The sequence below is a fragment of the Phenylobacterium haematophilum genome (genome assembly GCF_014196295.1).
Classification (GTDB): Bacteria; Pseudomonadota; Alphaproteobacteria; order Caulobacterales; family Caulobacteraceae; genus Phenylobacterium; species Phenylobacterium haematophilum.
In genome coordinates this window covers 111,506-132,033 of record NZ_JACIDK010000005.1, presented here as the reverse complement: position 1 = coordinate 132,033, position 20,528 = coordinate 111,506, and the positions used below count along the sequence as shown (strand labels likewise).

At 69.3% G+C, this 20,528-nt stretch carries 15 protein-coding genes; 4 read left to right on the top strand and 11 right to left on the bottom strand.

Features of this window, described 5'->3' with window-relative positions; all coding sequences use genetic code 11:
- Window positions 1-52 precede the first annotated feature (52 nt).
- From GGQ61_RS16565 to acs, 5 genes are all read right to left on the bottom strand, one after another.
- Complete coding sequence (locus GGQ61_RS16565) at window positions 53-2,854, bottom strand: M16 family metallopeptidase (protein ID WP_183775259.1); 2,802 nt, start codon at window positions 2,852-2,854, stop codon at window positions 53-55.
- Window positions 2,855-3,092: 238 nt separating this feature from the next.
- Complete coding sequence (locus GGQ61_RS16560) at window positions 3,093-4,076, bottom strand: NADP-dependent oxidoreductase (protein WP_183775257.1); 984 nt, start codon at window positions 4,074-4,076, stop codon at window positions 3,093-3,095.
- Between the two features lie 111 nt (window positions 4,077-4,187).
- Window positions 4,188-5,171 carry a small ribosomal subunit Rsm22 family protein gene (locus GGQ61_RS16555; protein ID WP_183775255.1) on the bottom strand — a complete coding sequence of 328 codons (984 nt, stop codon included), beginning with the start codon at window positions 5,169-5,171 and terminating at the stop codon, window positions 4,188-4,190.
- Window positions 5,172-5,353: 182 nt separating this feature from the next.
- On the bottom strand, window positions 5,354-5,920 hold the full coding sequence (locus tag GGQ61_RS16550; RefSeq protein WP_183775253.1) for an SRPBCC family protein: 567 nt from the start codon (window positions 5,918-5,920) through the stop codon (window positions 5,354-5,356).
- Between the two features lie 44 nt (window positions 5,921-5,964).
- Window positions 5,965-7,902, bottom strand: a complete 1,938-nt coding sequence (gene acs / locus GGQ61_RS16545) for an acetate--CoA ligase (protein WP_183775251.1) — start codon at window positions 7,900-7,902, stop codon at window positions 5,965-5,967.
- A 174-nt stretch (window positions 7,903-8,076) separates the two neighbouring features.
- Here acs and GGQ61_RS16540 point away from each other — a divergent pair, with 174 nt between their 5' ends.
- Entirely contained in the window at window positions 8,077-9,654 is a 1,578-nt protein-coding gene (locus tag GGQ61_RS16540; RefSeq protein ID WP_183775249.1) for a M28 family metallopeptidase, read from the top strand.
- Window positions 9,655-9,713: 59 nt separating this feature from the next.
- Here the strand turns inward: GGQ61_RS16540 and GGQ61_RS16535 are convergent, their stop codons facing one another.
- The 3 genes from GGQ61_RS16535 to GGQ61_RS16525 form a co-directional block, all read right to left on the bottom strand.
- Window positions 9,714-11,333 carry a cisplatin damage response ATP-dependent DNA ligase gene (locus tag GGQ61_RS16535; RefSeq protein WP_183775247.1) on the bottom strand — a complete coding sequence of 540 codons (1,620 nt, stop codon included), beginning with the start codon at window positions 11,331-11,333 and terminating at the stop codon, window positions 9,714-9,716.
- Window positions 11,334-11,367: 34 nt separating this feature from the next.
- The gene (locus tag GGQ61_RS16530; RefSeq protein WP_183775245.1) at window positions 11,368-12,237 is read right to left on the bottom strand and encodes a DUF4349 domain-containing protein; all 870 of its coding nucleotides are present in this window, start codon (window positions 12,235-12,237) and stop codon (window positions 11,368-11,370) included.
- Between the two features lie 64 nt (window positions 12,238-12,301).
- Window positions 12,302-13,309 carry a ligase-associated DNA damage response exonuclease gene (locus GGQ61_RS16525; protein WP_183775243.1) on the bottom strand — a complete coding sequence of 336 codons (1,008 nt, stop codon included), beginning with the start codon at window positions 13,307-13,309 and terminating at the stop codon, window positions 12,302-12,304.
- Between the two features lie 500 nt (window positions 13,310-13,809).
- On the opposite strand from GGQ61_RS16525, the gene GGQ61_RS16520 reads away from it, so the two are divergent.
- Window positions 13,810-14,253: a PaaI family thioesterase gene (locus GGQ61_RS16520; RefSeq protein ID WP_183775241.1), complete on the top strand. Its 444-nt coding sequence runs from the start codon at window positions 13,810-13,812 to the stop codon at window positions 14,251-14,253.
- Complete coding sequence (locus GGQ61_RS16515; protein WP_183775239.1) at window positions 14,250-14,669, top strand: PaaI family thioesterase; 420 nt, start codon at window positions 14,250-14,252, stop codon at window positions 14,667-14,669. The genes GGQ61_RS16520 and GGQ61_RS16515 overlap by 4 nt, the downstream gene beginning before the upstream one ends.
- Here the strand turns inward: GGQ61_RS16515 and GGQ61_RS16510 are convergent.
- Together GGQ61_RS16510 and phnD are read right to left on the bottom strand one after the other, a co-directional pair.
- Window positions 14,666-15,046: a hypothetical protein gene (locus GGQ61_RS16510; protein ID WP_183775237.1), complete on the bottom strand. Its 381-nt coding sequence runs from the start codon at window positions 15,044-15,046 to the stop codon at window positions 14,666-14,668. The genes GGQ61_RS16515 and GGQ61_RS16510 overlap by 4 nt on opposite strands.
- A 47-nt stretch (window positions 15,047-15,093) precedes the next feature.
- A complete protein-coding gene (gene phnD, locus GGQ61_RS16505) occupies window positions 15,094-16,104 on the bottom strand; it encodes a phosphate/phosphite/phosphonate ABC transporter substrate-binding protein (RefSeq protein ID WP_183775235.1) in 1,011 nt (336 codons plus the stop codon).
- A 121-nt stretch (window positions 16,105-16,225) separates the two neighbouring features.
- On the opposite strand from phnD, the gene GGQ61_RS16500 reads away from it, so the two are divergent.
- Complete coding sequence (locus GGQ61_RS16500) at window positions 16,226-17,932, top strand: lysine--tRNA ligase (protein ID WP_183775231.1); 1,707 nt, start codon at window positions 16,226-16,228, stop codon at window positions 17,930-17,932.
- A gap of 87 nt (window positions 17,933-18,019) precedes the next feature.
- Here the strand turns inward: GGQ61_RS16500 and GGQ61_RS16495 are convergent, their stop codons facing one another.
- Window positions 18,020-20,461, bottom strand: a complete 2,442-nt coding sequence (locus GGQ61_RS16495; RefSeq protein WP_183775230.1) for a zinc-dependent metalloprotease — start codon at window positions 20,459-20,461, stop codon at window positions 18,020-18,022.
- Window positions 20,462-20,528: the final 67 nt, after the last annotated feature.

Sequence of the window (20,528 nt, the reverse complement as noted above, 5' to 3'; positions counted from 1 at the left end):
CTCCCTCTCCCCGCCGGGGAGAGGGACGAGACTGTGCGGCTGCTTCGGCCGCCTACTTCCTCAAGTTCACCGCATCCAGGTCGATGTCCTTGGCCGGGACCAGTTCCAGGTTCGGGCGGCGCTGCTTGAGTCCGTCCGAGAACGCCTTGGCGTCCCCGGCGACGATGACGCTGAGGCTGCCTGGGGCGAGGTTCCTGGCCGCGAAGTCCTGGACCTGGCCGGCGGTGACCGCGTCGACCTTGGCCGTGTAGTCGGCCACTTCGCTGAGCGGCAGGTCGTAGAGGGCGAGGTTGCCGAGGATGCCGGCCAGGCCGTCGGTGGTGGCCAGTTCGCGGCCAAAGCCGCCGATCAGCACCGACTTTCGGGCCTTCAGTTCGTCGGCGCTGGTGGGCGCGTCGGCCAGGCGCTTGAGCTCGACCAGCATCAGGTCGAGGACCTGCGGGGCGGACTCGTTCTTGGTCTGGGCCGCGGCACGGAACAGGCCGGTGGTGCGCATGGCCGAGAGCCGCGAATTGGCGCCGTAGGAGAGCCCGCGCTTGATGCGGATTTCCTGGTTGAGGCGGGCCGAATAGCCGCCGCCGAGCACCGAGTTGGCGACGACGCCGGGGTAGTAGGCGGGGTCGCCGCGCGAGATCGCGGCCTTGGCGAGCGTGACCGCCGCCTGGCCTGTGCCTGGGAGGTCGATGGCGACGGCGCGCGGCGCGGCCTTGGGGGCCACGTCGGCGCGGGCCGGGGCGGGGCCGGCTGGAGCCTTCCAGTCGCCGAACGCGCCCTCGGCCAGCGTGAAGCCCTGCTCGGGGGTGATGTCGCCGGTCAGCACCAGGATGGCGTTGTCGGGCCGGAAGTACTGGCCATGCAGTTTGGCGAGGTCTTCGGTCTTGAGCCGGGCCAGCGAGGCCGGGGTGCCGGAGGCGACGTGGCCGAAGCTGGTGCCGGAGAAGATCACCGGCGAGGCGGCGAAGCCGGCCAGCTGGCCCGGCGACTGGTAGGCGACCGCGAGGCCGTCGAGCGCCTGGACGCGCTGGCGCTCCAGTTCTTCGTTGGCGAAGGCCGGGTTCTTCACCACGTCGGCCATGATCGCCATGGCGGCCGGCAGCTTCTCGGGCATCACGTTGAGCGTGACGGCCGAGGACTCCTGGCCGCCGCCGGACGACAGCACGGCGCCGAGGGCCTCGGTCTGGCTGGCGATCTCCTGGGCGCCGCGGGTCTTGGTGCCCTCGGTCAGCATGCCGGCGGTCATGCCCATGGCGCCGGCCAGTCCTTGCGGATCGGCCCAGGCCCCGGCCCGCACGGTGAGCGAAGCCGAGACCAGCGGCAGGTCGGAAGATTTGGCGACGATGACCCGCAGGCCGTTGGCCAGGGTCTTCTCGGCCGGCTTGGGCAGCACCGGTTCGACCGGAGCGGCGACCGGCGGGGGGGTCTGGCGCTGGTCCTCCGGGGCGAGCGTGACCACCGGGCCCGTGTACTTGGCCGAGGCGACGACCGGCGGCTTGGGCGCGGCGTCCTTCTCGCCGGCCGGGCGGGCGCTTTCGGGCTGGTAGAGGATGGTCATGCGGCCGGCGTCGGTCAGATACGTCTGCGCCACGCGCTGCACGTCGGCGGCGGTGACGGCCTGGAGCTCAGCCAGCTCGCGGTTGGCCAGGGCGGCGTCGCCGGCGGTGCGCAGGGCGTAGCCGAGGGCGAAGGCGCGGCCGTCGATGGTCTCGCGCTCGCGCAGCTTGCCGGCGATCAGCTCGTTCTTGGCCTCGGCCAGCTCGTCGTCGGTGGGCGGGGCGTCGCGCAGCTTGGCCACTTCGGCGAGCAGCGCCTTCTGGCCATCGTCGATCGACTTGCCGCCCGACAGGATGGCGCCCAGCATCACCAGGCCCGGCTGCTGGGGCAGGGAGGCGTCGGAGAACACCTCGGTCGCCACCTGTTGGTCGTAGACCAGGCTGTTGTAGAGCCGCGATGACTTGCCGCTGGAGAGGATGGCGTCGAGCACGCTGAGCGCCGGGGCGTCGGGGCTGGCGGCGTCGGGCGCGTGCCAGGTCATCAGGATCGCCGGCAGCGGCACGTTGGGGCCGTAGCCCTTGAAGACACCGGGCGCGGTGCGCGGAGGCTCGACGGCGGTGACCCGCTTGATCGGGGTGGCGGGGGTCTTTAGGGGGCCGAAATACTTGTCGACCCAAGCGTCGAGCTCAGCCTGATCGAAATTGCCGACGACGATCAGGGCGGCGTTGTCGGGACGGTAGTAGGCGGCGTGGAAGGCGCGCACGTCGTCGATGGTGGCGGCGTCCAGCTCCTCGATCGAGCCGATGCCCGGGCGCTTGTAGGGGTGCACCTGGTAGCTGGCCTGGGGCAGGTAGAGATAGAAGAGGCGGCCGTAGGGGTGGCTCAGCACCGATTGGCGCAGCTCCTCCTTCACGACGTCGCGCTCGGACTTGAAGGTCGCTTCGTCGACGACCAGCGAGCCCAGGCGCTGGGCCTCGACCCACAGCAGGCGCTGGAGGTGATTGGCCGGCACGACCTCGTAGTAGTTGGTGAAGTCGTCGTAGGTGGAGGCGTTGTTGAAGCCGCCGACGTCCTCGGTCATGCGGTCGATGGTTTCCGACGGCATGTCGCGCGTGGCCTTGAACATCATGTGTTCGAAGAGGTGCGCGAAGCCGGAGCGGCCGACCGGGTCGTCCTTGGAGCCGACCCCATACCAGACCTGGACCGTCACGTTCGGCGTGGTGCGGTCGACCGACGAGAACACCTTCATGCCGTTGGGAAGCGTGCGCTCCTTGTAGGCGATGGGGGGGACTGTGTCGGCCGCGTAGGCGGGAAGGGCGAGGCCCAGGCAGAGGGTGAGCGCGAGGGCGGCGTGACGAAGCATACGAACTTCCCGGTTGGCGAGCGCCGACCCTAGCACCCGCCTCGGGGTTGGGAAGCTTACGGGATTGTCATCATCCACGCTGGGAGGATTGCGGGAGGTGTCATCCCGGTTTCGGCGCAGCCGAAGACCGGGATCCATGAACACTGAAGGGCAGGTAGGCCCTGCTGTGGCGCCACATCCGAAAGTCCGGCGCGAATGGGTCCCGGTCTTACTTCGCAAACCGGGATGACGGCCTTGCCTACTCCGCCAACTTGACCAGCATCTTGCCGGAGTTCTTGCCTTCCATCAGGCCGATCAGCGCGTTCGGGGCGTTGGCGATCCCGTCGAGGATGGTCTCCTGATACTTGACCTTGCCCTCCTTCAGCCAGCCGGCCATGTCGCGCTGGAAGTCCCCGTAGAGGTGCATGAAGTCGGTGCCGACGAAGCCGCGCAGCATCACCCGCGCATAGATGATGTTCGACAGGTTCGAAACGCTGGAGTGACCCGAATTGTAGCCGGAAATGAAGCCGCAGACCGGGATCCGGCCGAGCGTGTTGATGCGGCGCAGGGCGGCCTCGAGATGATCGCCGCCGACATTGTCGAAATAGACGTCGATGCCCTTGGGGGTGGCTTCTTCGAGCGCCTTGCGGATCGGCGTTTCCTTGTAGTTGATCACCGCGTCGAGCCCGACCTCCTCCTTCAGCCAGGCGGCCTTGTCGGCCGCGCCGGTCGAGCCGACCACGTAGCAGCCCTTGATCTTGGCGATCTGGGCGGCGACCGAGCCGACCGCGCCGGCGGCGGTGGAGACGAACACCTGCTCGCCGTCCTTCAGCGCGCCGATGTGCAGCAGGCCGCCATAGGCGGTGAAGCCGGTCATGCCGAGCGCGTGCATGTGGACGGTGACCGGCAGGTCGGGATCGGAGACCAGCTTGGTCAGGCCCTTGCCGTCGGAGGTGAAGAACTCGCGAAAGCCGTTGCGGTTGGAAACCAGGTCGCCGACCGCGAAGTCGGGGTTCTTGGACTGCACGACGCGGCCCAGCGCGCCGCCCATCATGGCGACGTTCAGGTCCTGGCCGGCGGTCAGCCGCGGACGCATGGCCGGGTCGACCGACATGTAGAGGTTCTCGACCAGCACCTCGCCGTCGGCGGCGTCTGGAACTTGCGTCTCGATCAGGGCGAAGTCGCCCTGGGCGGGCATGCCGTTCGGGCGGGCGACGAGGTGGATCTCACGGCTTTTGGGCATATGGCCTCCCTGCGTTTTTGAAATGCGTCGGCCCTGAATGCGGATGGGCCGAACGGGAGTTGTCGCCTGCCGAACGCCGTAAGGCCAGGGCCTTCAAACAAATGTTCGAGATCAGTCCGCGGGGAGCGCCTCGCCCCAGTCGAGCCGACGGGCGATCGAGTAGGCGGGCTTGTCGCGCTTGGCGGCGAAACGCAGCTCGGCGGTTCCCTGCGGGGTGCAGAGCTTGAGTTCGATCCCCGGCTTGCCGGCCCGCGGCGGGGCCAGGACGCGCGGCGTCGGCGCCTCGGCCGCAACGCCGGGGCGGGCGGCCAGCAGGTAGATGAACTTCTCGTCCTCGAACGGGGTCTCGGCGCCCTTGGCCAGGCGGTGGTCACGCGAGCGGGCCAGGCGCTGGCTGAAGTGGCACCAGTCGGGGGCGGCCAGCGGGCAGGGCGCCTGGTGCGGGCAGGGGGCGAGGATCGCCGCGCCGGCCTCGATCAGCGTCGCGCGGGCGGCGAGGATCCGCCGCCAGCCGGCCGGCGTGCCGGGCTCGACGATGGCCAGGACGCCGAGGGCCGAGGCCCAGAGCGCGGCGATGGTCGCCGCCTGCTTGGCCTCAGGGATCTCGGCCAGGGCGTAGCTGGCGACGACGAGGTCGGCGCTGGGCCAGGCGCCCGGGGCGGTGAGGTCGGCGCGGATGCGCTCGGCGTCTTTCAGCGGCGTCGGCGCGTCGGCGGCGAGGGTCGCGGCGATGTCGAGGAAGGCGCGGTTGGAGTCGAGGAGGCTGGCGCGGACGAGCTGCGGCCAGGTCTCCAGCGCCGCCCAGCCGGCCCCGCCCGGGCCTGCGCCGGCGTCGAGCAGACTGGCGGGAGCGAAGCCGGGCGCGCGCAGGGTCAGCTCTTCGAACACCCGGCCGCAGGCGGCGTAGGTCGCCGGCAGCCGTGTCAGCACATAGGCCGTGGCGTCGGCCTGGCCGGCGACCACGGCGGCCGAGCCGCCCCCCGCCCGGTAGCGGGCCGAGATCGCGCCGGCCCGCTCAGCCATGTCTTTGCGCGAGACGCCCTCCATCAGGCGATCGGCGGCGAGGCGGAGCTGGGGCGGCAGGTCGAAGGACATGGCGGTGGATTATCCCGCAGATGTCATCCCGGAAAGCGCGAAGCGCTTGTCCGGGACCCATGAACACCGGATGGGGCAGGCTGCGGCGCGGCGGGGTCTAGGAACGGCCGGCACGGCGCGAATGGGTCCCGGTCTTCGGCTGCGCCGAAACCGGGATGACACCTTGGCGTTCGCCTGCGCCGCTACTTCGTCCGCGCCATCACCTCGCGGCGGAGGGCGGCGAGGGCGTCGGGGATGTCGCGGCGCAGGGCCATGCGGGCGATGGGGGCGGGAATGGCGAAGGGGGTCGAGGCGCGGCTCTCGTAGAGCACGCGGGTGCGGGCGCCGCCGTCGAGCGGGATCAGCCGCCATTCGCCGTTCAGCACCTGCAGCTGGCCGCCTTCGCGATAGAAGCGGATGCGGTGCGGCGGGTCGTATTCGGAACGGAACACGCTGCGCACCGCCGGCAGAATCCCGGCGCGGCTGACATGTTCGCGCACGTCCCAGCGTCCGGCCGGGTCATGTTCGAGGATGCGGCAGCTCTTGAGGCGCTTGACCATGCGCGGGGCGAGATCGCAGTCGACCACCACCTTCCAGACCGCCTCTGGCGGGGCGTCGATCTCGACGCTGCCGCGGATCAGCCCTGAGGAGCCGCCCGGATCGGCGGTCACCTCCACGCGAATGCCATCGCGGTTCGGGCCGGCGTCAGCCCAAGCCGGCCCGGGTCCGACGAGGACCAGAGCGACGGCAAGGGCGGCGAGCGCCCGCATGGCGTTCCCTCACGGCGCAGCTTCTCCCCGTGAGGGGTAACGCCTCAGGAGCCGTGACGGTTCTTGACCAGGTCGTCGACGACGGCCGGATCGGCGAGCGTGGTGGTGTCGCCGAGGTTGCCGAGGTCGTTCTCGGCGATCTTGCGCAGGATGCGGCGCATGATCTTGCCCGAGCGGGTCTTGGGCAGGCCCGGCGCGAACTGCACGACGTCGGGGGCCGCGAAGGGACCGATCTCGCGGCGGACCCAGCCCTTGAGCTCGGCCTGCAGGATGTCGGTCGGCGCCACGTCCGCCTTCAGGGTCACGAAGCAGTAGACCCCCTGGCCCTTGACGTCGTGCGGGTAGCCGACGACCGCGGCCTCGGCGACGTGCTCGTTGCCGACCAGCGCGCTCTCGATCTCAGCGGTGCCCAGGCGGTGGCCCGAGACGTTGATCACGTCGTCGACCCGGCCGGTGATCCAGTAGTAGCCGTCCTCGTCGCGGCGGCAGCCGTCGCCGGTGAAGTACTTGCCCGGATAGGTCGAGAAGTAGGTGTCGAAGAAGCGCTGATGGTCGCCGTAGACGGTGCGCATCTGGCCAGGCCAGCTGTCGGTGATGCAGAGGTTGCCGGAGGTCGCGCCCTCCAGCACGCCCCCTTCGGCGTCGACAAGCTGGAACTTCACGCCCGGCAGCGGCTTGGCGCAGGAGCCGGGCTTGGCGGCATGGGCGCCCGGCAGCGGCGAGGCCAGGCAGGCGCCGGTCTCGGTCTGCCAGTAGGTGTCGACGATCGGGCAGCGGCCCTCGCCGACCACGCGGTGGTACCAGAGCCAGGCTTCCGGATTGATGGGCTCGCCGACCGTGCCGAGCAGGCGCAGGGACTTGCGCGAGGTCCTGGTCACCGGCTCGTCGCCGTCGCGCATCAGGGCGCGGATGGCGGTCGGGGCGGTGTAGAATATCTCGACCTGGTGCTTGTCGATCACCTCCCAGAAGCGGGAGTTGGTCGGGTAGTTCGGCACGCCCTCGAACATCAGGCTGGTCGCGGCGTTGGCGAGCGGACCGTAGACGACGTAGCTGTGGCCGGTGACCCAGCCCACGTCGGCCGTGCACCAGAAGACCTCACCGGGGCGGTAGTCGAAGACCAGCTCGTGGGTGTGGGCCGCCCAGGTCAGGTAGCCGCCGGTGGTGTGCAGCACGCCCTTGGGCTTTCCGGTCGAACCGGAGGTGTAGAGGATGAACAGCGGGTCTTCCGCGTTCATCGGCTCGGGCTCGCAGGTGTCGGCGACGTCCTTCTTCAGTGCGCCGAAATAGGCGTCGCGGCCTTCGACCATCGGCACGTCCGCGCCGGTGCGGCGCACGACGATGACGTCCTTGACCTGCGGGCAGGCGGCCAGCGCCTCGTCGACGTTGCGCTTCAGCGGCACGGTCTTGCCGCCGCGCAGGCCCTCGTCGGCGGTGATGACGATGCGGCTGTCGCAGTCCTGGATGCGGCCGGCGATCGAGTCCGGCGAGAAGCCGCCGAAGATCACCGAGTGCACGGCGCCGATGCGGGCGCAGGCCAGCATGGCGACGGCCGCCTGCGGAATCATCGGCAGGTAGATGGTGACGCGGTCGCCCTTCTTGACGCCCTTGGCCTTGAGCACGTTGGCCATGCGGCAGGTTTCGGCCAGCAGCTCGCGATAGGTGAACGTCGTGGTCTCGCCGCCGTCGCCTTCCCAGATGATCGCCTTCTGGTCGCCGCGCGTGGCGATGTGGCGGTCCAGGCAGTTGACCGAGACGTTCAGCTCGCCGTCGGCGTACCAGCGGATGCGGAAGTCGTCCTTGTTGAACGAGACGTCCTTCACCTGGGTGAACGGCTTGCTCCAGTCGAGGCGGCCGGCGACCTTGGTCCAGTAGCCGATCGGATCGGCCTCGACTTGCGCCACGGCGGCCTCGTAGCCGGCCGCGTCCATGTGCGTCCGCTCGGCCCAGGCCTTGGGAACCGGAAAGACTTCGCCTTCGCTCACGCCGCGCACTCCCTGTTTCACGCTTTGCCGGGGAGTTATGCGGAGTGAGGCCGCGGGCGCAACCGCCCAGGGGGCGAAGTTTCGAGTTTCGCGGCCCTGCGGCTGCGGCGCGGCTTGCCGCAGCTGGGCGGATCGGCGAATGGTCGAGGCTTCCCCCAACAACCGGAGCGGCCGATGCGCCTTCCCCTTGCCCTCGTGATCGCTGCGCTCAGCGCCCTTCCCGCCGCGGCGGCCGATGCCGACGGCGCCCGCTGGTGGTCGCATGTCGAGACCCTGGCCGGGCCGCAGTTCGAGGGCCGGCTGACCGGGACGCCGGGCTACGACAAGGCCGCCGCCTACGCCGCCGGGCAGTTCAAGGCGTTCGGGCTGAAGCCGGCCGGGACCGACGGCTACCTGCAGCCGATGAAGTTCACCGTGCAGCGGGTGCTGACCGACGGTTCAAGCGCGGCTCTGGTGGTGGACGGACAAGAGCAGCCGCTGCGGGTCGGCCCCGATCTGCTGCTGGGCGCGCGCCTGCCTCAGCCCAAGGCGATCCAGGCGCCGCTGGTGTTTATCGGCTACGGCCTGCACCTGCCGGAGGTCGGCTACGACGACTTCGCCGGCCAGGACCTGAAGGGCAAGATCGCGGTCTATGTGAACGGCGGACCGGGCGAAATCTCGGCGGCGCTGAAGGCGCATTCGCGCGGCTCGGAAACCTGGCGCGCGGCCAAGGCGGCCGGCGCAGTCGGGCTGATCGCGCTGCCGACCCCGAAGTCGATGGACGTGCCGTGGGCGCGGCAGATGGCCAGCGCCGGCCAGCCGGGCATGTATCCGGCCGACGAGGACCTGCGCGACGTGACCGGCGAGGCGTTCTCCGCCAGCTTCAACCCCGCCGAGGCCGAGAAGCTGTTCGCCAGGTCGGGGCATACGTTCGCGCAGGTGTTGGAACTGGCCGACGCGGCCAAACCTATCAAGGGCTTTGCGCTGAACATGGACCTGAAGGCGCAGGTGGCGACCGAGGTCGGCCAGGTGTCGTCGGCCAATGTCGTCGCCAAGCTGCCGGGCTCGGATCCGAAGCTGAAGGCCGAGAACATCGTCGTCACCGCCCACCTCGACCACCTGGGGCCGAACACCACCGGCGTGGGCGCGCCCTATTACGCCGGGGCGCTGGACAACGCCGCCGGGGTCGCCTCGGTGCTGGAGATCGCCCGCGAGATGTCGGCGGCGAAGACGGCGCCGAAGCGCTCGGTGCTGTTCGTGCTGGTGACGGGCGAGGAGAAGGGGCTGCTGGGTTCCAAGTACTTCGCCGGCAAGCCCAGCGTGCCGCCCGCCTCGGTGGTCGCCAACCTCAACATGGACATGGCGTTGCCGCTCTGGACCTTCGACTCGGTGCTGATCTACGGCATCGACGAAAGCACAATGGGCGACACCGCCAAGGCGGCGGCCAAGGCTGCGAACCTGGAGGTGGTCGCCGACCCCTATCCGGACCGCAACTCGTTCATCCGCTCGGATCAGTACAGCTTCATCCGCGCGGGCATCCCGGCCCTGTCGTTCAAGTTCGGCTTCAAGGAAGGCAGCGACCGCGCGGCGATCGAGAGGACCTGGCGGGCCGAGCGCTATCACGCCCTGGCCGACGACCTCGCCCAACCGGTCGAAAAGGCCGAAGCGGTGAAGTTCGACGCCTTCCTGGGGCGGCTGATCACCGACATCGCCAACGCGCCGGCGACACCGAAGTGGAAGGACGAGAGCTTCTTCAAGCGTTTCGCGAGGTAACCGTCTCAGCTGTCATCCCGGTCTCGCTTCGCAAACCGGGATGACACGGAGTGGCGGCCTCACCGCCCCTCCATCTGCTCCAGCATCCGCTCCAGGGTCGCCAGCTCGTCGGCTTCCCCGGCCGGCTTGTCCCAGCGGATTCGGCTGATGCGGGGGAAGCGCATGGCGACGCCGGACTTGTGGCGGGTCGAGCGTTGCAGGCCCTCGAAGGCGACTTCGAAGACCAGTCCGTGGCGGACGTCGGCGCGCACGGCGCGGACCGGGCCATAGCGGTCGACCGTGTGGTCGCGGACGTACTTGTCGATCTCCTTCAGCTCCTCGTCGGTGAAGCCGAAATAGGCCTTGCCGACCGGGGTCAGCACCCGTGAGCCGTCGACCGCCTCGCTCCAGACCCCGAAGGTGTAGTCGGAATAGAAGCTCGAGCGCTTGCCATGGCCGCGTTGGGCGTACATCAGCACCGCGTCGATCAGGAACGGGTCGCGCTTCCACTTGAACCATGGGCCCTTGGGCCGGCCGGCCTCGTAGACGCTGTCCCAGCGCTTGAGCATCAGTCCCTCGGCGAGGGCGGGGTCGCCTGGCGGCGGCTCTCGGCGTATGGCGGCCAGCTCCTCCCAGGTCGCGAACGGCTGGATCGGCGACAGGTCGATGCGCCGCGTCTCCAAGGCCCCGACGAAGGCTTCGAGCCGCGCGCGGCGCTGGGCGAACGGCAAGGCGCGCATGTCCTGGCCGCCGTCGGACAGCAGATCGTAGGCGCGGATCCCCGCCGGGAAGTCGGCCAGCATCTTGTCGGTGACGCTCTTGCGGTTCAGGCGCTGCTGCAGGTCGGCGAAGCTGGCCATGCCGCCCTCGCGCAGGACCAGCAGCTCGCCGTCGAGTGCGCCCTCGTAGTCCATCGCCGCGATCACATCCGGAAAGGTGCGCGAGATGTCGTCGCCGGTGCGGGTGTAGAGCCGCCGCACGCCCCCTTCGCTGATCGCCTGGACGCGGATGCCGTCCCATTTCCATTCGGCCGCGTAGTCGTCCGGATCAAGCTTGCCGAAGTCGACCGCCTCGTCGATCGCCTGGGCCAGCATCACCGGCCGGAAGCGCCCGGGGGCGTCGGCGGTTGGGCGCTCTGAGCGCCCTTCGAGCCAGGCGAACAGGTCGTCATAGGGCGGGGCGAGCGCGTGCCAAACCTCCTCGACTTCGGAGACCTCCACAGGGCCGAGGGCGGCGACGGCGGTCTTGGCGAGGCGGGCGGAGACGCCGATCCGCAAGCCGCCGGTCATCAGCTTGAGCAGCGCCCAGCGGCCGGTGGCGTCGAGCGCGTCGAGCCAGCCCTCGATCAGCCGCTGGACCTCGGCGCGGCTGGCGCCGCGCAGGGCGTCGACCACCTCCGAAAGTTCGGGCTCGCGGTTGGCGCCGGGGCGGGCGGGCCAGACCAGGGCGACGGTCTCGGCCAGGTCGCCGACATAGTCGTAGGACCAGCCGAACAGAATCGGGTCCATCCGCGCCTCGACCGCCTTGCGGATGAAGGCCGGTTTTGCGGCATCGAAGGTCAGGTCGCCAGTCAGGGCCGCGAGGGCCCAACCGCGGTCGGGATCGGGCGCGTTGGCGAAGTGGTCGCGCAACAGGACGAGCTTGGCGTTCCGCGAGGCGGTCAGCGACAGGCGGTCAAGGAGTTCGGCGAAAGCGCGCATGCGGTCAGTTTAACGCGCGACCCCGAGCTTGGCCTCAGGCGGCCGGCTTCTGATTGCGCCGCCAGGGCCACTTTCGCCGCTTGCGCAGCGCCCAGATCAGCAGGCCGCCGAGCAGCAGCCAAGGCAGGGTCCAGGCGATGACGTTGATCAACAGCGCGATGGTGGCCGCAAGGATGCGGAGGAAGTCGCTGAACGCTTTGCCGATCGGCGACCAGACGTCTTGAGGGGCCAGGACGCCGCCGGATTCGTAGCTGATCGTCACGTCTGAGGTCGCCACCCGCTGGCGCATCATGGCCAGTTCCGACTGCGCGGCGTCGAGTTCGCCCTGGACCTTGGAGAGTTCGCGCTCAAGTTCGACGAGGTCGGCGAGCTTGCCCGGCCGGGAGGCGAGCAGCGCCTGAAGCCGGTCGCGCAGCGTGATCTTGGCGCGGAGCATCGCCTCGGTGTCGACGATCTGGCGCGAGAGGTCCTCGGTGGAAACTTCAGAGCGCACGACCCGTCCGCCGGCGTCCTTGGCGTCGGCGCTCAGTCCCTCGCGGAACTGGGACAACCAGGGCGGCGCAGCGCGCAGGGTGAGCTCGGCCGACAACTGGTCCTGGCCGCGCTCGCTCACCGACGACCCGGTGACCTGGCAGAGCGCGGGGCCGGCCTTGGTGCAGGCGGCTTCGTGCTTTGCAATCAGCGTGCGGACGCCCTTGGGAGAGGCTTGCAGGCCATAGCCGTAGGAATAGGCGAGCATAGGCGCACCGGCCGGGACGCTTGGCGTCGCTGGCCTTTCGAGCGCCTGCGGCGCTGTTGCGGCGGCGGCGTCGGCTGCCAGATCTTCGTAAAACTTGGGTTCCGAGGGCTTTCCGCAGCCAGCGAGCAGGACGAGCGCCAGTCCCAGTCCAATTGCCGATCGCATGCGCCCGCCCCATCGAGATGTCGCCCATGACGGTAACGGATCTGTGATCGCCGGCAAGCGGCCTTCACTCGGTCTCGTCCTCGTAGCCGACCAGGGCCAGGGCCCGGGCCTTGATCCCGTGCAGATCGGCCCAACGCATCAGCGCCTCTTCGCGGCCGTGGGTGATCCACAGCTCCCCGGGGCGCAACTCGTCGACGGTGGCGGTCAGTTCGTCCCAGTCGGCGTGGTCGGAGATCACCAGCGGCAGCTCGACCCCGCGCTGACGGGCGCGGGCGCGCACCTGCATCCAGCCCGAGGCGAAGGCCGTGACCGGATCGGGGAACCGGCGCGACCATCGGTCGGCCAGGGCGCCGGGCGGGGCGATGATGATCTGGCCGGCGAAGTCTTGCTTCACGTCCGAGGTGGCTGGGGCCAACGGGCCGAGCGGCACGCCGTGCTTCTCATAGAGATGGTTCAGGCGGTCGAGCGCGCCGTGGACGTAGATGGTTCGCTCCCAGCCGGCCTCGCGCAGTAGGCGAATGATGCGCTGGGCTTTCCCAAGCGCATAGGCGCCGACCATGTGGGCGCGTTCCGGGAACTGCTGCACAGAGCGCAGCAGCTTGGCGATCTCGTGGGCGTCGTCCGGATGGCGGAACACCGGCAGGCCGAAGGTGGCCTCGGAGATGAACACGTCGCAGGGCACCGGCTCGAAGGGCGGGCAGGTCGGGTCGCGGCGGCGCTTGTAGTCGCCGGACACCACCATGGTCAGGCCCTTCCACGCGACGACGGCCTGGGCCGAGCCCAGCACGTGGCCGGCCGGGACCAGGGTCACGTCGACCCCGTCGCGGGCGACGCTTTCGCCGTAGGCCAGCGGCTGGACCGAGCCGGCGAAATCGGCGCCGTAGCGCTCGGCCATGATCGCCAGGGTCTGCGGCGTGGCGATGACCGTGCCGTGGCCGGCGCGGGCGTGGTCGGCGTGGCCGTGGGTGATCACCGCGCGCGCCACCGGCGCCACCGGATCGACGAAGAAGTCGCCGGGCGCGCAGTACAGCCCCTCGGGCTTGGGACACAGCAGAGCTTCGGGCCGGATCATGCCAGGGGATATGGGTAAGGCGATCTCAAGGTGTCATCCCGGTTTCGGCCTCCGGCCGAAGACCGGGACCCATGAACACCTGATCGTGCAGGATGTTGCGCGGCCTGCGCCTCTAGCCCCGGACCGCGGCGGCAATGGGTCCCGGACAAGCGCCTCACGCTTTCCGGGATGACGCGTATTGGCGATCCGCGGAACATTACACAGTATTCATATTGTGAAATCGGCGTCATGACCAAGACTTAACGAGTATTCGGAAAAGTCGTTGCGTATACCTCTCTCATCGGGACGCGGACATCGCGAACCATACCAGACCAGAGGGACAAGACCATGCGCAACTCCTACGCTTTCAACGGCTTCGCCAACCTCGCTCTCGCCGCCACCCCGCTGATGGCCATCGCCGTCGCGATCCTGACCAAGGCCGCCGGCGTCGCTTAAGGGCAGGTATGAACTTGACCTGCCCTCACGTTGACCGATAGGCGGAGGCGCCTCAAAGAACGGGGATGACGATTACCCCGGAGGCCCTTCGCGATGCGGCCCGGCACATGGTTGAGACCGTGCCGCAGGCCTCCGCCCTCGGCTTCAAGCTGATTTCCGTAGAGCCCTCGCGAGGCTCCATCTTCACCCCCTGGCGAGAAGAGCTGGTCGGCGATCCCGACACCGGCGTCATCGCGGGCGGGGTGATCACCGCGCTCCTCGATCATGTCTGCGGCCTGGCCGTGACCTCGCGATCGCTCGAAGGCGGCTTCCTGTCCACGGCGACCCTGGACCTGCGCATCGACTATATGCGCCCGGCGGCGCCGCGCGCCGACGTGACCGCCAGCGCCCACTGCTACAAGCTGACCCGCAACATCGCCTTCGTGCGCGCCCACGCCTTCGACGCCGATCCGGAAGACCCGATCGCGACGGCCCAGGCCGCATTTGTTCTGAAGCGGGCCGCGCCATGACCCAGCCGGCCGCCGTTCAACGCCTCGAACTGTTCCTCGGTCGGGTGCCATATGTCCGGTTCCTCGGCATGCGCGCCGAACTGGCCGGCGACGAGATGACCGCCATCCTGCCGTTCGCGCCGCACCTGATCGGCAACATGGCGCTGCCGGCCCTGCACGGCGGGGTGATCGGGGCGTTCATGGAAATGACCGCTCTGGCCCAGCTGTCGGTGATCGCGCCCAGCGCCAAGGTCCACAAGACCATCGACATCACCATCGAGTACCTGCGGCCCGGCAAGGCGATGACCATGTACGCCCGCGCCGACGTGAGGAAGGTCGGCCGGCAGATCGCCAACGTGCACGTCGAGGCCTGGCAGGAGGCGCGCGACAAGCCCGCCGCCGCCCTGCGCGGACACTTCCTGCTGAGCGGGGGCTAAGCCGCCGCCTCGTTGTCGTCGCGGCGATTGCGGGCGGCGTGGATGGCGATGGCGATATCGACCACGGCGACGGCCGCAACCGCGCCGAAGGCCACATAGGCCACCTTGCGCCGGGGATTGTCGCGGCCGATGGCGCGGCCAAGCGCCGCCAGATCCATTAGGTCGCCGCCGGCGCGCATCCAGAACCACGGCCCAGGCGGCACCGGCGAAAGCAGGCCCGCGCCGGAGGCGATCTCGCGCGCGCCGAAGGCGCTCATCGCCTGATCGTCGAACTTGAGCCCGAGGAACCGCGTGACCTGGCGCGGCGCGGTGACCGCGGCCACGCCGACGGCGAGCGAGAACAGGCCTAAGGCCCGCTTGGCGACCAGCAGATTCACATAACCCTCCGTAACGGCCCAGGTAGGAAGGACGCGAAAAGGGCGCTTCAGTTCCCCGCTCCGGCCGGCGGCAGCGTCTTCTTCTCGGCGGCGATCTTGTCGAGTTCGGCCTGGGCGGCGGCGGTCGCGGCCGCATCGCCCTTGCGCTTGGCGACGATCAGCTGGCCGGCGGCCTCCATCTCGCGGACCGGCAGCAGGTGCGAATTGTCGGCGCGCTTGAAGGGCTTGGTCTGGATGCGCTCGAGCACCTTGCGCTGGCGCTCGGCCTCCGGGCCTTCGCCGGTCCCGTAGCTGAACATGAAGGCGTCGATCTTCGCCTTCAGCGCGGGGTCGAGGTCCTTGCGGCGGACCATCGGGTCCTCGGGAATGGTCGGCGAGGTCCAGATCACGTCGATGCTGGCCATGGTTTTCTTGGCCAGGTCCGTGCCCAGCATCTCCATGCGCTCCATCGAGGCGGTGTTGTTGGTGGCCGCGTCGAGCAGACCCTGGGCGACCGAGAAAAGGTTGGCCTCGTGGTTGGCCGAGCGGACGGTCTTGAAGCAGGCGTTGGGATCGATCCCCTCGGGCGCGAACAGATAGGTCATGGGCGCGAGCGTGCCCGAGGTCGACTTGGCGTCGCCCATGCCGAAGTTCAGCGTCTGGTCGCACTTCAGCAGGCGATCGAGGGTGATCCCCGAGCCCTTCTTGACGACGATCACCGCCTGGTAGCCGTCGGGCCCGTTCGGCTTGACGGTGCGGGCGAAGACCTCGCCGCCCGCGCGGCGCACGGCTTCGAGGCCCGAGTGGTTGGTGAACCAGCCGACATCGGTCTGCTTGAAGCGCATGGCCTCGATCAGCGAGGTGTAGTTGGTGCCGAAGAACGGCTTCACCGGCACGCCGACCGACTTTTCCATGTCGGCCAGGAACGGACCCCAGTCGTCCATCTGGGTCTGGCGCCCCTCGGTCGACATGATCGAGAAGTTGATCACCTGGGGAGGCGTCTTGGCCTCGTCCTTCTGGCTGCAGCCGGCGAGCGTGAGCGCGGCGGCCAGGGCGAGCGCGAGGCGGCGCGTGAGCATGAAAACTTCCCCCGAAAGAGCGACTGGCCGGGCTTTTGCGCCGGTTCCGTGACAGCTCCACGACGATGATGAGCGTAAAAGTCTGCTTGAGGCGAGCGCGTACTGGCGTTAGGCCGCGCAGATGTCCGACACCTCGATCCAGAACCCCTCCCTGCGCGGCCTCTCTGCCCAGGCGCGCGAAGCGAAAAGCTGGCCCTTCGAACAGGCCCGCATTCTGCTGGATCGGACGCTCAAACTTCGCCTGTCGGACGCCGAGCGGGACCTGGCCGCCAGCCTGATCGCACAGGGCAAGGCCGACGAGGCGGTGAGCACCTTCCCGGTGCTGGCCCAGCCGATCGTGTTCCAGTGCGGGTTCGGGGCCTCGGGCCTGCCGCACATGGGCACGTTCGGTGAAGCGGCGCGCCCGACCATGGTGCGCACGGCGTTCCGCGCCCTGACCGAGGACGCGATCCCGACCAAGCTGATCGTCTTCTCCGACGACATGGACGGTCTGCGGAAGATCCCGGACAACGTGCCCAACCGCGAGATGCTGGAAGAAGATCGCGACAAGCCGGTCTCGGCCGTGCGCGACCCGTTCGGCGAGTACGAAAGCTTCGCGGCCCACAACAACGCCCGCCTGCGCGCCTTCCTCGACGGCTTCGGCTTCGACTACGAATTCATGTCGTCGACGCAGACCTACAAGTCCGGCCGCTTCGACGAGGTGCTGCTGAAGATCCTGGCGCGGTTCGACGCCGTCCAGGGCGTGATGCTGCCCACCCTCGGCGAAGAGCGCCGCGCCACCTATTCGCCGTTCCTGCCGATCAGCCCGAAGTCGGGCCGGGTGCTGCAGGCGCCGACCGTTGCGCGCGACGTCGAGAAGGGCACCATCACCTTCGCCGACGAGGACGGGACCTTGACCGAGGTTCCGGTGACCGGCGGTCACGTGAAGCTGCAGTGGCGCCCCGACTGGGCCGCGCGCTGGTACGCGCTGGGCGTCGATTTCGAAGCGTCGGGCAAGGATCTCGTCGACTCGGTGCGGGTCTCGAACAAGCTGGTGAAGGTGCTGGGCGGGACCCCGCCAGAAGCCTTCCACTTCGAGCTGTTCATGGACGAGAACAACCAGAAGATCTCCAAGTCCAAGGGCAACGGCCTGACCATGGAGGAGTGGCTGCGCTACGGCGCGCCCGAGAGCCTCGCCTACTACATGTACCAATCGCCGAAGTCGGCCAAGCGGCTCTATTTCGACGTCATCCCGAAGGCGACGGACGAGTACCTGCAGCAGCTAGAGGCGTTCAACAAGGCGCGGGCGACCAGCAACAGCACGGCGATCGACAACCCGGCCTGGCACGTCCACCGCGGGGCGCCGCCGGAGAAGGGCTCGCCGCTGTCGTTCTCGCTGCTGTTGAACCTGGTGTCGGCGGCTGACGCCTCGACCAAGGACATCCTCTGGGGCTTCGTCAGTCGGTACATGCCGGGCGCTTCGCCCGAAAGCGAGCCGATGCTCGACCGACTCATCGGATACGCGATCAACTACTACGAGGACTTCGTGAAGCCCTCGAAGAAGTTCCGCAGCCCCGACGAGAAGGAGCGGGCGGCGATGGAGGACCTGCTGGCCCGCTTCAAGGCGCTGCCGGCCGACGCCGACGCCGAGACCATCCAGAACGAGGTGTTCGAGGTCGGCAAGACCGCCGGGTTCGAACCGCTGCGGGCCTGGTTCCAGGCGCTGTACGAGGTGCTGCTGGGCCAGAGCCAGGGTCCGCGCTTCGGCTCGTTCGCGGCGATCTTCGGTCTGGAGCGGACGATCGCGCTGATCGAGCAGGCGCTGGCCGGGGAACTGGCCGCGGCTTAGGTCCGGGCATTCAGTGTCATCCCGGAAGCCGCGCAGCGGCTGTCCGGGTCCCGGTCCTCGGCTCCGCCGAAACCGGGATGACACATGTTATCGCCCGCCGAAATCTCCGTCGCCGATCGGCATGCCCGGCGGGGTCTGGGGCTTCAGCTTCGGTTCCAAGAGCTCGGCCAGCAGGGCCGGGTCGCCGAGCAGCGCGACCAGGCGCTGGCGATGGGCGCGGTCGGCTGGGTCGGCGCCGCCCTTGAGCCGCGTGGGCAGGGCCTTGAGCCGGGCGCTGATCTCCGAGCCGACGGCCGGCGAGACCTTGGGGTCGCGCGCCGCATTGGCGAGGTTCAGCACCAGCCGGGTCTGAACCCGCCGGGAGATCTCGCCCAGGCGGCCGGGCGCCGGCGCGAACACGGTGTCGATCAGCCGGTCGAGTATCTCGCCAACACCGAGCTGGGCCGGATCGCGGCGGTTCTGGTCGACGAGCCGCGCCATGCGGTCGGGAGCCAGCAGGTTGTCGAGCGTCAGGCCGGCTGCGACCTCGGCGGCGACTAGTGGATCGAACACCGGCCCGCCGGCCGTGGCGAAGACCTCAATCGTGTACTGACGGTCCGGGTCGCCCGACTGGGCCGAGGACAGCATCGCGGTCAGTGTCTCGGGCGTGTCGAGCTCGCCGGGGGCGAGGGTGGCGAGCAGGGCCGCCAGCGCCGCGCGCTGCTGGGCGGCGGGAACCGGCGGCGAGGTCTCGCGACCGTCGCCGATCACCGCGTAGGCGAAGTCGACGCCGCCGACGAGCTTGCTGGCCGCCTCAAGCTGGTAGCGGTGCAGCAGGTAGATCGGAACGTACTTGCGCTTGAGATTGGCCACCGGCTCGCCGGGCTTCAGCGCGCCGAGGCCGAACTGGCCTATCGCGACGCGGCGGACCTCCATCATGCGAGCGAGCTCGGCGGCCGGATCGGGGCCGTCGTCCCACAGGCTGCCCCACGGCTGGGCGGTCCCGAGCGGGCGGGCGTCGACGTCGGTGACGTAGCGCTGGCCCTGGTCGACCGAGGCCTTGACCTTTCGCAGCGCCGGCTCGCCATCCTCGCCATAGAGCCAGTCGACGGTGAACTTGTCCCAGCCGCCGATGTCGACGCCGTAAGCGTCCGAGAGGTCGATGCGGCCGTCCTTCAGCAACACCCGCGGGGCCGGATAGTCCATGACGCTGGCGCGGTCCTGGGTCGAGCCGGCGAAGTTGTGCGCAAAGCCGATCGAGTGGCCGACCTCATGGGCCGAGAGCTGGCGAAGGCGGGCGAGCGAGACCTGTATCGGATCGTTGGGGCCGCCGGTTCCGTTGTGGTGCGCGCCGACCAGGCCCTCGAAGATCAACATGTCCTGGCGCACGCGCAGCGCGCCGAGCAGCACCGAGCCCTTGACGATTTCGCCGGTGCGCGGATCGACCACAGCCTGGCCGTAGGACCAACCCCGGGTGGCGCGATCGACCCAGTTGATGACGTTGTAGCGGACGTCCAGCGGGTCGGCGCCCTCCGGCAGAACCTTGACCTGGAAGGCGTCGACGAAGCCGGCCGCCTCGAACGCCTGGTTCCACCAGGCCGCGCCCTCGACCAGGGCGCTTCGGATCGGCTCGGGCGCGGCGCGGTCGACATAGAAGACGATCGGCTTCTTGACCGGCGAGCGGGCGGCGGCGGGGTTGGTCTTCTCAAGCCTGAAGCGGTTGGCGTAGCGCTGAACGATCTCCTCGCCGAGCGGGGCGGCGTAGTCGAGCGCCATGGTCGAGAACCCGCCGGTGCGCGGATCGAAGGCGCGCGGCTGATAGCCGGGCTCGGGCAGCTTCACGAGACTGTGGCGGACCTCGAATGTGATCAGCTTGGGGTCGGGGGCGATGTTGCGCACCTCCGGTCCGGGCGTGTCGGAAGCATAGGTCTGGCGGGCCTCGAACTCGAGGTTTTCCGGAAACACCTTCACCGCGCCGGGGTCGGCGAGCGAGAGGTCGGGGACCAGTTTGTAGCCGGTCTCGCCGGCCTGCTTCAGCGCGTCGGCGACGCCGATGCCGTCGCGGGTCAGGAAGCTTCCGATGTCGACCAGGATGGCGCCGTCGGGCGCGGTCTCGATCACCTCGCCGGCCCAGACGGTGGAAACGGAGAACGCCTCGCGGGCGGCGGTCTGTTCGGCGTCGGGGGCGCCGGCGGCGCGGAAGCGATGGTTTTCGAACTCGGCCACCACCTTCCTGCCGATGCGGCGGAAGGCTAGCACCTGGGTGTCGCCGATCCGGGCGCGGTCGAGCCCGACCGGGGCCGAGCCGAGGCCGGTCTTGAGCGCGGCGATATAGAGGAAGCGGCCGCTGATCCCTTGCGCGTCAGGCGCGGGCAGCGACAGCAGGATGCGGCCGCGGGCCTTGTCGACATAGACAGGCAGCAGCCCGTCCTGGCGGACCGCGCCGGCGGTGGCCGCGGCCGGCTTAGGGTCCGCGACGGCGAAGGCGGGCGATGAGAACGCCAGACAAGCGGCCGCCGCGGCGGTCGCCAACAAACCAGATCGAACCATGAAATCGCCCCCTTTGCGCGACCAACCTAGGGTCGTTCGATCCGGCCGGTCCAGGGCGCGCCTCACC